An 11,516-nucleotide genomic window follows, 5' to 3' on the forward strand; every position below is an offset into this window, starting at 1 on the left:
ATTTTAACTGATTGATATTTATGTTTCATTAGAGGATTTGTGAAATTTTATACAATTTCTTGTACTAAATATCCAAAGAGGAAGTAATTCGAAAGCTAAATAGAGGGATACTCTTGGAATTCACAAAATAAAACATGATATTTACATATCACAATTTCCATAAAAGACAGCTGAATGTAAAAAAACATTACATATAAAGAGGAAAGAGGCGCTCTATTTTTATATGAGGTAATAAAAGAACTTAAGTTCTAAATATAGTTTCAAGCACCGAAGTTTGTCTCAATTTCCACAAATATTTTTTACGTTTAAAATAGGGAGATTTTCACCTGATTTATCATTTTCACTTATTAATTCAAAAGGAAAGCGCAAAAAAACAGCTTCACGCACTTATATATATAATAGGGGCTTATGTGGTTATACACTCAACTTATATAGCTACTACCCGAGGAAAGGAGAAATCAATTGAATACGGATCAAGCATTTTCCCTATTAAAGGAAGCGGGGATAACAGATAATATTGAAACTTTTAAGCAATGGCTCCGTGAGGGCAAAATAAAAGCAACCGGATTCACCGTAGATGATAAGGCATTAATTCGTTTTATGAAGACGCAAACGAAGCTTGATAAGGATCAAATCATTCAACAATTAAAACTAAGAATAAAAGCAAAGGACGCGGAAATAAAAGGGTTAGAAGATTTGCATGCTGCTCAGTCAAAAGTACTCATCCAACAAAGAGATAAGCTTTATAATGAAATAGGTTTATTGCAAATCGAAAGAAATCATTTAAAAAAGGAAACGATTAATCTATTAAAAGAAAATATTGAACTGCAGGATGAGTTGATTGCATTAAAGGAAAAGTTCTTTAAAGGGGAAACGAATAAAGATGCACCAGATTCCTTCTCTTCAAGCGATATACGTCAAAAATTAGGTCTTACAAAATTAGCAATTGATAAGGACGTCATCACTGCATATAAAGAATTATTAAAAAAAGCTCACCCAGACCATGGTGGCAACGAAAAGCTATTTCATTATATTAAAACTGATTTTGATCAATTTAGAAGCAATTCGAAAGATTAAAATGTTTGTATGTAACATAAGAGACGATATTTTATTCCCTATAAGGATTAGTGTAAAACGCTACAAGAAATTGCCCACTAATTCTTATAGGGAATTTTATTGTGTCCAGAAAAAAACTCCGATGAACTAAACTTGCAAAAAGTGCCAATCATTTAAAGGAAAGCAAGTTTTGCAGAGTATGAATAAAAGAATAAGACACTACTGGAAAATCCAGTGGAATGCTATAAAGTGAATAGTACTTACTGTCTATTCGGCAAGCTCACGTTTAATATAAAAAGCAGAATCAAAATCTGGGAACGAGCATTTTCATCTTATGAATCATTTCGCCAATAGCCGAGAACTAACTGAATGTATATCAATTAAATTCTCCTAAGTTCTTCTCCAAATACAAGTGACAAAATTGTCATATAACCCCATCCAATTGTTAGGAAAATCGATGGTTGTTCATTTTAAATTTATATAACATAAAAAAGCATGATTAGTTCAACTGTAAAATGCTAAAGCGTATTCATTAGGTTTTTAAAATTGTGTTTGGAGGTTATTTATGGAGATAAAAAAAGGAAGTGGTCATACGATAGGGAAAATAATCCTAATCTTTATTTTACTTTGGATTTCACCTATGTACCAAAAAACGATACATGCAGAAAATCCTAGCAATTTAGACATGACTAAACTTGATGAATTCATAAGGAAAGAAATGAAAAGGCTAAACATCCCTGGTGTGTCGTTAGCCATTGTGAATGATGATCAAATTCAATACTTAAAAGGTTATGGAATATCAGGAGCAAATAACAATCCTATGACACCACAAACACCTATTGTAATAGGCTCAGTTAGTAAATCCTTTACGGCACTTGCCATTCTTCAATTAGTAGATAGAGGAATCATTCGATTAGAGGAACGAGCGCAATCATATTTACCATGGTTTCGTTTAGCAGATGAGGAGTCTTCAAAAGAAATTACTATTAAGCATTTATTAAATCAAACGAGTGGCCTTTCAACTTATGACGGTCAGTTATCTATACTTAATGGAAATAAAACATTGAAAGAGCATATAAAAGGTTTAAAAAATATTGAATTAGAACATGAAGTCGGTGAAACGTATGAATATTCAAATCTTAACTACGACATTTTAGGACTAGTCATTGAGGAAGTAACAAATACACCATATAAAAAATATATAACTAACAATATATTTAAACCACTTAATATGAAAAATAGTTACGCCGATAAAAGTGATGATAAAAATAAAACGATAGCAACAGGCTATCAAACGATCTTTGGGTTAAAATTTCCAACTGAGCAACTAAATCATGAAGGAAATATTCCATCTGGTTATCTTATTTCAAGCGCAGAAGATATGGCAAATTACATGATTGCTCTTTTAAATAACGGTCAATTCAAGAAAGAAAGGGTATTGTCAAAGGATAAAATGCAGGAATTGTTCAGACCTGCCACACTCATGTGGGAGGACTCGTATTATGCGATGGGATGGACCATTAATCAAAACGTTATCTCTCATGATGGTTCTACAGAAAATACGTATACAAAAGTAGTACTAGATGGGGAATATGGAATTAGTTTACTTATCAATTCACTCGATTATCTCAATATTGATTCCTATGATAATATCATGACTGGGATAATCAATATCATTCATCATGATGAACTACAAACATCTAATCAAAATCCGTATAAAATCTATATTATAATCAATTCGCTTTTAATCCTTACCTTTAGTTTAATTAGCTTTTCATTGTACAGAACTTTTAAACCGAGAAACGATATTCGAAGTAAATCCCCTATAGGAAATAGAATAGCTATAATAGCAGTGAATTTTTTCATACCAGGAATGATTTTGTACTATGTTCCGAAAGTAGTGCCATGGCCAACTTTTAAATTATTTGTCCCAGGGATTGGACATGCTTTATTCATTATCCCATTTCTCCTTTTATTTATCGGGATATTAAAAATTGGTAGACTATTGCGTGCAAAATAGAGCTTCTTATCATAACAATTTTTAAAAGTACAACTATGCGCTTGCCTGTAGGAGCAAGCGCTTATTAGTTCCTTCTCATCCTTCCAATTACCTTTGATTTAAAACATATAGCACACTTTGTTTTAAATAGTTATATTGCCGTTCATTTGTATCCGCGAATGCCTCTTCCCGATTTGAAGGAATATCTTTATAAACAATTTCCTCTGAAAATTGTGAGGCCGTTAAATCATATCGTTTTCCGTCAATTATATTGTAAAAATGCCATCCTCCAGCTGTCTCCGTTTTTCTAATTTCACCTTGCAATAAATCATGAACGACTAAAGCTGTTACTCCACATTGGCCCTTTGCAGGATTATCAATTGTCCATTTTGAGCTAGATTCTATAGACCAAGAGTGTAATAATGCGTTCATGATTTGTTCTATCGTGACAATATCTTGTTGCAGCATATGTAAAACTCCTTTTTACTCTATGTTTCCTAGTAAACTCTACAATTCCTTTGTCATAAAGACACTATTTGGGTCCTCAATATAATCTGAAAACGGCTCACAATAGTCGAACCCAAAGCTTGTATAGAGTTTTCTTGCAGGTGCGAAGGCATCCATTGACCCTGTTTCCAAGCTAAGCCTAGCATAGCCCCTCTCCTTAGCTACATCAATGATATGCTGAAGTAACCTTTTGGCAACACCTGTCCTTAAATGTGCCGAAGATGTTCGCATAGATTTAATCTCACCATGCTTAGCATCAAGCTCCTTTAGTGCTCCACAACCAAGTAAATCTTTTCCATTCCAAGCACTCCAAAAAGTTATATTTGGTTGACGCAATTGCTCAAGGTTTAACGCATGTATGCTTTCTGGGGGAGAATTCAATTTCATCCCTTGAAGATGCTCCATTATTAATTGGGCAACCTCAGGTCCGGTTAAATCATCTATTTTTATTTCCATACGAGCTCCTCCTACATCTATTGCTCAATTTTTTAATCCACTAACCTCTGAAGCTAATAATTTATATTAATACTATTTAGAATATTCCCCCTATAAGCCTATTGAGACAGACGATATAAAACACATTTCTCCCCAATAAATTTACCCTCCTCTAAAATAAATTCTTTTACCTTCATAAATCCATTATTAAGAAGAACCTTTATCGAGGCTTGATTCTTTTCTAAACACTCGGCATTAATTTGGCTTAATCCTAATTCTTTAAATGCAAACTCAACAGCCTTTGAAACCGCATGTGTACAAATCCCATTGTTCCAATAAGGAGTTCCTATCCAATATCCTAAATTGCTCATCCCTAAATCTTTATCTACATTTGTTAATGAAATAACTCCAGCAAAGCTTCCTTCATATAGGATAGCAAAGGAAAATGCCTTTTCATTGTTTATATTTTCCAAAGCAAAATGAACCCAACGCTCTCCTCCGTTTTTCGGATATGGGTGTGGTAGTAAGCATGTTTTTGCAACATCATAGCTAGAGGCATACTTTTGAACAAATGGAGCATCATCTTTCTCTACAAATCTTAAAGAAATCGTACCCATCTCTCTCACTCCCACAAAACTATTCGATAAACTCCCAATCTGGGTTCCAAACTACTTCCCATAAATGACCGTCAGGATCTTGGAAATATCCTGAATACCCACCCCAAAACGTATCATGTGGCTCGACGGTAATAATTGCACCGGCCTTCTTCGCTTGGTCCATAACCAAATCAACCTCTTCTTTACTTGCAACATTATGCCCGAGCGTAAATTCAGTTGGACTTGGCGCTGTCATATTTAATTTAGTGTCATGAGCAAGATCAGTACGACTCCATATCGCAAGTTTTAATCCTGGCTGTAAATCAAAAAAAGCGACAGCACCGTGTTCAAATTCCTTGCCAACAATCCCTTCTGTTGGTAATCCAAGTCCTTTTTGATAAAACGTTAACGACCTCTCCATATCATCCACTCCTAAAGTGATGACAGATATTCTTGGTTTCAATTCGTTCCCTCCCAATAAATCCCTTTTGAACATTTTATCATTAGATTTGAAAATACTGCAAAACAGTAGCCTTCTTTTTGATTTGTATAAGCCTAGTAGAGTTAGAGACTACTATAAACTATTTATTAAAATCATTTCTATCAATTATCTCAAAAAATTGTGCATAATCAGATAAACAATAGTCAGCAATGTCACTTTTCGTTCCAAAAATACAAGTTGTAATCCCTAATTCCTTACCTGGTAAAATATCGATTTCCCTATCACCGATAACTAAATCAATATGGTATTTATTGTGCAAATGGCTATATGCTTGAGAGTTAGGTTTTCGCGGAAAACCGTCATCAATTGCAACCATATCAATAAAATACTTGTCCCATCCATGGTGCTTCAAAATAGCTAAAACGCCATCTCTATCCTTATGTGTCATTATGACATTCTTATCTGCATATTTTAAAATTTCTTCCACCTTGTCAAATGGCTTAAAATCACCTGGATTTAAATCGTTCTTTAATGTTTCCATTTCTCTTACTTGACTGTCAGTAAGATTGTAATATTCAGTAGCATGAGAGAGAGAGATTTTTAATCGTTTATAGATTTCCTCTTCTGAAACTTTACCTCCTAACACTTTAGAAAAAACCTTAGAATAACCTGGATACGTATCAAATAATGTTCCGTCAAAATCCCATAAAATATTCAATATAAACACCCTTTTATAATTTTTCGATAAACAAACTTAGGAAATTTCATGTGCCATTATTCATAAATGCAGTTCCTTACGTCCACACATTTTGATTAAAAGCTTTATTGAAGCTCCCTTCTGTTTTAAGCTTAGCATATGTTTATACAATAATCCTCATTTACCAATATCCAACCAAGGTGGTTTCTATATGAAATTTTATAGTCTATTTTAATTCCCAATAAAGTCTTTTGAAAATTAAAATTCAAATGAAACTATCCTTCAACTCGTTCGTATTACGATCAGATACACTAGATATATCCAATATTCTATGTGAGTCTTTATTGGTGAAAAAGACTAAATTAGGAGGCGTGTTTAATGAAAGCAACTTGATGCTGGTAAAGTAAGGCCTATTATTGATAGAAGCTATAAATTAAGTGAGGTACCCGAAGCCTTCAAATATTTTGAAGGGTCACGCACAAGGTAAAGTTATCATAACTATGTATGCTGTTATGTAGATTATTATTTTTCTTTTATCATCTCGCTCAATGCTTAAAAACATTGTGCGTTTTTTAGTTTCTAGATTTCAAATGATAGTAAAATCAAATTATTTTGTTCATTAAAAAACTTTGCTCCATTATGAAGCAAAGTCAATTTTTATTAGATTCCCTATATGCCTTTAATGAATATCACGTTTTCTGAAGTTACCACCTTTAACCTCTGCTACATCATATACAGTTACAAAGGCAGTTTCATCAATTTCACGTATAATTTCCTTCATTTTACTCTCTTCTAGACGGTTAATAACACAGGTGATTTCTTTGAATTGTTCGTGTGAATATCCACCTTGAGCTAGCTTATATGTTGCACTACGGCCTAAACGATCACGAATAGTTTCGACCATTTCTTCTGGTTGGGTTGTAATAATTTTAAAGGTTTTAGAACCGCTTAAACCTTCTTCTACGATGTGGATAACTTTAGAAGCGATAAAGTATGCTATTGCTGAAAGGATTGCTCCTTGGAGACCAAATACAGTAGAGACAATAATAAAGACAAATAAATTCAAGAATAGGATAAGGTCACTTGTTCCAAACGGTAATTTTCTTGATAATAAAACTGCTAGCATATCAATCCCATCCAATGCTCCACCATTTCTTAAGGCAAGACCCATTCCGAACCCGATAATAATACCTCCAACAACGGTAACTAACAAAGTATCACCTTGAATGATAGTAGGCACATGGTGCATCATGCTAGTACCTATCGCTAAAGAAGCAATACCGATCACAGAAAAGATTGCAAAGCTTTTCCCTATTTGTTTATAACCTAAAAAGACAAATGGGAGATTTAGCACTCCAATTAAAACACCTAATGGGATCCCAATTAATTGTGAACTAACGATGCTCAAACCAGTTACCCCACCGTCTGATACATTATTTGGAATTAACACAGCTTCTAGCCCATATGCTGTGATGAATCCTCCAATAATCACTATTATAGCTCGCATAACCATTAGTGATTTTTTTGATTTACGCCTTCTGTTTTCAATCATATTCATTTCCTCATTTCAACAAAATTTCTATCTATGTAAATTTTAATTATTTTTAAGTATTTCGCTACTTCTCCTCTCCTTTTTAGGAAAATTATAATATTTTTCATTAAAAAGTTCGCTTTAACTGATAATGCAATAACTCTAGTTTACCATAATTTAATCGATTGTCTCTTCCCTCAAGGCTTGGTATTTACTAAATTTTCTTATATTAGAAAATTGAATTTTTAAAAACATAAAATTCCATATCACTTTTTACGAGTTTTCCTTATAAAGGTTTCAAGCAATTCTCCACTTTATTAATATGAATCACTAATAGGATTTTATTTATGCTACTAAAAAATCAAAAAGGATGAAAGTTTTTTTATCGTTAATAATTGAAACCCTTTGGAAAGAAAATCGTATAATTTTATAAATAATACATCTATATCGATACGAGGTGATTTTTAAGTTTATGAAGAAAAAAGAATTGATATTAATGTTATTAGTAATGTGTGGTATTTTCTTGATGATATTTGGTGTAATGCTAGGTTTTCAATCGATTATAGGATTATTTATAGAAGTTAGTTTTAACAATTCATATGGTCCTATATTTATGTGTTTGAAAATTTTAATAGGGTTTTTACTACTTATTCCAGTCAGTATACTAGTGGAAGCAATTTTAAAGTATAAAAGAAAGAATAGCAAAGTAGGACAGCTATTATCTGAAGCGATACAATTTATTCCTTTTTTTCTCATTATGCACTATAGTGATCCCTTTATCGATATAGTTGAATTCAATTCACCAAACTCTGAATTTGTTTACTACCTACTAATGTATTTATTCTTTTACTTATTCGGCTCAATCGAAGGTATAGTCAAACGTGAGGATGATGGATTAGTGAATAAAAATGTTTAATACACATCATTAAAGTTAAGTATGTACGACTCATAAGGAAAAATTGTTATGTTTATTAGTAAAGAAATTCGCGCAAGATGAATGGAGCATAAAACGAAATAGACATGCAATAATAAAGGTTTTTCAAAATAGGAGTATCTATAGAGAGAATTCATCATTGTGTAGCTTATAAACTTGCCCCACTTCCATCATTGTTTGTTACAATGGGCTGCTTTGATGTGATAGTAGCTGACTTACTATTTGTCTTACGAATACGATAATCGTGGACAAATTCCTCCTTCTTTTCTCCTTCACAAGCAGACAATATAAGAGCAACAAATAAAACAACAATTGTTAACCTTTTTCTTTTCATCTCGCTTACACTTCTACTGGATTTTTTATATCATTTCTCCCTGCTATTAGTTAAGTCACTTAGTTTTCATATCAACTTTTCTTATTAAATAATTAAACCAAAAAAGACATTCTTTTGATTAAGAATAGCGTTGATAAAGAGAGACATATGATGAACGTGGATCTTACTCGCGATTCAACGTCTTATTTGCCAGTTACAGTAATGCATTACTGCCCCGCTAAATGTTTCCGATCATCTGATAAAGGTACTTGCTCAGCCCATTTATGTTTAATCATAATTTTAAATCCATCCACCATGTAATCTGCAAGCTCCATCGAAAATCTTGAGTAGTGCATACCCAAATCCAAACGTTGAGAAGTCGCTACCGCTGAGCCAAATAGCCCCATAGTGGCAGAAGAAATAATCATTTTATGAAACATCATTAAGCGATCCGAAAAAGGTGCAATCGTTGAACTTGTTATTTCTGACTCCTCTGATTTTGGTGATGGAAGATGACTTAATGACAAAACAGAGCCTAAAATTTCAATTTGTTTTCCCTCTAACTCGACTCCACGCCAGAAAAACTTTTTCACCTCTTCATTTTTGGCAACTTGAGCAAAGCTAATACAAAGTGCTTTTTCCACCTGTAATTTTTTTAAATCCCAGTGTACATTACTTATTTCAATACTATTTAAAGGTCTTTCCCCCCCAAGGATTCCTTTCATGTAATGTTTCGATTGAACAAATTCATAATTCTCTGGCGGGTTAATATAGGGTGGTCTAGAAACGATTCCTTTCGATAACATTAAATCGAGAGACCGATTAAAAAGCTCCATTGTCTCATCCTGACACTCCACAAAGTAATCCCTAATATCACGGCGAATATTCGTTGATAAAGCAGCAGCATAACCCGCTAACCCATAAACACACATGATATACGTATAAGTTAAACAAAACTCATCTGAATATAGCTTAGGAGCATTTATATCCACATCATCCTCTGTAAAACCATGAGGAATCGGAAACTTTTCTGCGATAAAATACTCTTTTATTGTTCCAATATGCTTTTTAGCAAGTGATAAAGCAAATTCTAAAATCTCACGAATTGCTGCATCCTCGGTAGTATTTATCAAATAATTATATATACAAATTGCCATCGTATCATTTTGAAATTGAGACCATATATTTGCAATTTCTGACGCAGTTAATCTCACTTGGTGAGGTGTTTCGTTCAACGGTTTATCCAATTGTCATAATCCTCCATCACTTTACATATTCTCAAAAAATTTTTTTACTTTTTCTACCTATATTCTGTCTATTTCCTGAAAATGTATGTAACATATTTTTACCCGATTGAAAAAGCGATCCTTCATTTATCGAAGCATCGCAAGTATTCTAATATCCATTTATATCGTTTTGCTATGATAAAACTTAAAAACGCTCAATCGCTAAGTCCATATTGACAGATGTCGCCACTTTTTGGCCATCTGCAGCTGCAACAATAAGCGAAGAAGAGCTCGCTTTTTCGGTTTCACCGACGATATAAATGTTCTTAATCGTCGTACGACCTGCACTGTCTGTTACAACAACTCCATCTTCTAAAACTTTACAACCAAGTTGTTCAGCAAATTGGTTTGGCCGATGGAATGTTGGGACAACAAATCCCCCTGAGCGTTGAATGATTTCACCTGATTCAAATTCGACTTGTTCGAGATAGCCGTTATCACCAATTAAGTTTTTTATTGGCTCAGTTTTAATCGAAATTTTTCGCTTGTTCAATTGTTCGAGAGCTTCATCAGATAGTTTCGTTCCATTCGTTGCAACAACTAAATCTCTGGACCAGCCATAAAGTAACTTAACCATATGCATGGCAAAAGCTTCTTTTTCAGCAATAATAATTAACGGCTTATCCCTCATCTCCCAACCATCACAATAAGGACAATTAAATAAGCTTTTCCCATAGTATTCCCTTATAGAAGGAATAGGAAATGTCTCTTGAATACCTGTTGCAAGTATAATTTTTTCAGCTGTAAATAATTGGTTACCCTTTGTTTTGATGATAAATAATGCTGTTTTTTGATCATGATTAATCTTTGTTACTGTAGTTGAAAAATATGAAACAGATGGATATTTTTTTACTTCGTTTAGGCCAATTTCCTTAAATTGTTGCGGTTTAATTCCATCTCTTGTTAAATATCCATGTGACTCTTGAGTGACACGATTTCGGTTTGTTCCATCATCAAACAGTGCAATATTTCTTCTAGCTCTACCTAATGTTAAACTTGCACTCAAGCCAGCTGGTCCTGCTCCAATAATGACACAATCAAACGTATTCATACTTTACCATCCTTTTCTTTTAGTAGTTAATCGAAGACTTTACAACTCTTTAATATCTATAATAAAACGATAAAGAAGGTGGCCTATTTAGCCACGTTCATTTGCTTTGCTAGATCAACGATTTTTTGACTTCTTAGCTCATCTAACATCTTTTCTTCCGCAGAAATAATCGCCTTTTGAATTAAGCAATCTGGATTATGATCAATGCAATAGTCAAATAAAGATGTAGGACCTTCAATTGCCTGAATAATGTCCAACAAAGAAATACTCTCCCAATTTGGTTTAAGCTTATAGCCACCATTCGCACCGGAAACAGACTCAACCATCCCTGCCTTTACAAGCTTTGTCAAAATTTTAGACAAATATGTTGTTGATACCTGTTGATGGTCAGCGAGCTGGTGTACACCTACATGCTTCTCTGGGGGTTCAATCGCTAAATGGAGCATAGTATGCAGCGCATAGTTCGTTGCTTTTGAAAACTTCATCCTAAATCGTAACCTCTCTATTATAGATATCTTCTATCTATAATATCCTTTACTTGATGGATATTCAAGTGATTCGTTTTTTTCAATAACAAGGACCCTTTACCAGGTAAATGAGGCATCTTTTAAACAAAAATGCCTTGCTCCTTTTTGAAGCAAGACATTTTGATAAGATTTAGTATTAATA

The 11,516-nt window shown here is 33.4% G+C and carries 13 protein-coding genes and 1 pseudogene; 4 read left to right on the forward strand and 10 right to left on the reverse strand.

From position 1 onward, the window contains the following. Window positions 1–462 precede the first annotated feature (462 nt). On the forward strand, window positions 463–1,077 hold the full coding sequence (locus HU235_RS15200) for a hypothetical protein (protein WP_174880744.1): 615 nt from the start codon (window positions 463–465) through the stop codon (window positions 1,075–1,077). A 544-nt stretch (window positions 1,078–1,621) separates the two neighbouring features. Beyond that, the gene (locus tag HU235_RS15205; protein WP_174880745.1) at window positions 1,622–3,076 is read left to right on the forward strand and encodes a serine hydrolase domain-containing protein; all 1,455 of its coding nucleotides are present in this window, start codon (window positions 1,622–1,624) and stop codon (window positions 3,074–3,076) included. Between the two features lie 87 nt (window positions 3,077–3,163). Here HU235_RS15205 and HU235_RS15210 read toward each other — a convergent pair whose 3' ends face one another. The 5 genes from HU235_RS15210 to HU235_RS15230 all read right to left on the reverse strand — a co-directional run bounded on the left by HU235_RS15210 (window position 3,164) and on the right by HU235_RS15230 (window position 5,753). Further along, entirely contained in the window at window positions 3,164–3,523 is a 360-nt protein-coding gene (locus HU235_RS15210) for a YunG family protein (RefSeq protein WP_174880746.1), read from the reverse strand. A 39-nt stretch (window positions 3,524–3,562) separates the two neighbouring features. Beyond that, window positions 3,563–4,018, reverse strand: coding sequence for a GNAT family N-acetyltransferase (locus HU235_RS15215; RefSeq protein ID WP_145582660.1), 456 nt, complete (start codon window positions 4,016–4,018; stop codon window positions 3,563–3,565). 98 nt (window positions 4,019–4,116) lie between these two features. Continuing rightward, window positions 4,117–4,614, reverse strand: coding sequence for a GNAT family N-acetyltransferase (locus tag HU235_RS15220; protein ID WP_174880747.1), 498 nt, complete (start codon window positions 4,612–4,614; stop codon window positions 4,117–4,119). Window positions 4,615–4,633: 19 nt separating this feature from the next. Beyond that, complete coding sequence (locus HU235_RS15225; RefSeq protein WP_174880748.1) at window positions 4,634–5,056, reverse strand: VOC family protein; 423 nt, start codon at window positions 5,054–5,056, stop codon at window positions 4,634–4,636. A gap of 118 nt (window positions 5,057–5,174) precedes the next feature. Further along, complete coding sequence (locus HU235_RS15230; RefSeq protein ID WP_095300757.1) at window positions 5,175–5,753, reverse strand: HAD-IA family hydrolase; 579 nt, start codon at window positions 5,751–5,753, stop codon at window positions 5,175–5,177. Window positions 5,754–6,120: 367 nt separating this feature from the next. On the opposite strand from HU235_RS15230, the pseudogene HU235_RS15235 reads away from it, so the two are divergent. After that, window positions 6,121–6,250: pseudogene (locus HU235_RS15235) on the forward strand (zinc-binding dehydrogenase); the annotation flags it as partial. A 161-nt stretch (window positions 6,251–6,411) separates the two neighbouring features. Here the strand turns inward: HU235_RS15235 and HU235_RS15240 are convergent. Beyond that, complete coding sequence (locus tag HU235_RS15240) at window positions 6,412–7,284, reverse strand: YitT family protein (protein WP_095300755.1); 873 nt, start codon at window positions 7,282–7,284, stop codon at window positions 6,412–6,414. A 451-nt stretch (window positions 7,285–7,735) separates the two neighbouring features. On the opposite strand from HU235_RS15240, the gene HU235_RS15245 reads away from it, so the two are divergent. Continuing rightward, window positions 7,736–8,179, forward strand: coding sequence for a hypothetical protein (locus HU235_RS15245; protein WP_095300754.1), 444 nt, complete (start codon window positions 7,736–7,738; stop codon window positions 8,177–8,179). A 166-nt stretch (window positions 8,180–8,345) separates the two neighbouring features. Here HU235_RS15245 and HU235_RS15250 read toward each other — a convergent pair whose 3' ends face one another. From HU235_RS15250 to HU235_RS15265, 4 genes are all read right to left on the reverse strand, one after another. Beyond that, window positions 8,346–8,531: a hypothetical protein gene (locus HU235_RS15250; protein WP_174880749.1), complete on the reverse strand. Its 186-nt coding sequence runs from the start codon at window positions 8,529–8,531 to the stop codon at window positions 8,346–8,348. Between the two features lie 206 nt (window positions 8,532–8,737). Continuing rightward, window positions 8,738–9,757: a DUF3231 family protein gene (locus HU235_RS15255; protein ID WP_174880750.1), complete on the reverse strand. Its 1,020-nt coding sequence runs from the start codon at window positions 9,755–9,757 to the stop codon at window positions 8,738–8,740. 184 nt (window positions 9,758–9,941) lie between these two features. Then, window positions 9,942–10,847, reverse strand: a complete 906-nt coding sequence (locus HU235_RS15260) for an NAD(P)/FAD-dependent oxidoreductase (RefSeq protein ID WP_174880751.1) — start codon at window positions 10,845–10,847, stop codon at window positions 9,942–9,944. A gap of 83 nt (window positions 10,848–10,930) precedes the next feature. Continuing rightward, window positions 10,931–11,332, reverse strand: coding sequence for an Rrf2 family transcriptional regulator (locus HU235_RS15265; protein WP_095300751.1), 402 nt, complete (start codon window positions 11,330–11,332; stop codon window positions 10,931–10,933). Window positions 11,333–11,516 lie beyond the last annotated feature (184 nt).

Origin of the sequence: Metabacillus niabensis (assembly GCF_902829255.1) — a bacterium.
In the GTDB taxonomy this organism is placed as follows: Bacteria; Bacillota; Bacilli; order Bacillales; family Bacillaceae; genus Metabacillus; species Metabacillus niabensis.

Excerpts from the sequence above, each read along its gene's own strand:
- HU235_RS15205 (WP_174880745.1), top strand. The coding sequence starts at position 1,622 with ATGGAGATAAAAAAAGGAAGTGGTCATACGATAGGGAAAATAATCCTA.
- HU235_RS15210 (WP_174880746.1), bottom strand. The coding sequence starts at position 3,523 with ATGCTGCAACAAGATATTGTCACGATAGAACAAATCATGAACGCATTA.
- HU235_RS15215 (WP_145582660.1), bottom strand. The coding sequence starts at position 4,018 with ATGGAAATAAAAATAGATGATTTAACCGGACCTGAGGTTGCCCAATTA.
- HU235_RS15220 (WP_174880747.1), bottom strand. The coding sequence starts at position 4,614 with ATGGGTACGATTTCTTTAAGATTTGTAGAGAAAGATGATGCTCCATTT.
- HU235_RS15240 (WP_095300755.1), bottom strand. The coding sequence starts at position 7,284 with ATGATTGAAAACAGAAGGCGTAAATCAAAAAAATCACTAATGGTTATG.
- HU235_RS15245 (WP_095300754.1), top strand. The coding sequence starts at position 7,736 with ATGAAGAAAAAAGAATTGATATTAATGTTATTAGTAATGTGTGGTATT.
- HU235_RS15250 (WP_174880749.1), bottom strand. The coding sequence starts at position 8,531 with ATGAAAAGAAAAAGGTTAACAATTGTTGTTTTATTTGTTGCTCTTATA.
- HU235_RS15260 (WP_174880751.1), bottom strand. The coding sequence starts at position 10,847 with ATGAATACGTTTGATTGTGTCATTATTGGAGCAGGACCAGCTGGCTTG.
- HU235_RS15265 (WP_095300751.1), bottom strand. The coding sequence starts at position 11,332 with ATGAAGTTTTCAAAAGCAACGAACTATGCGCTGCATACTATGCTCCAT.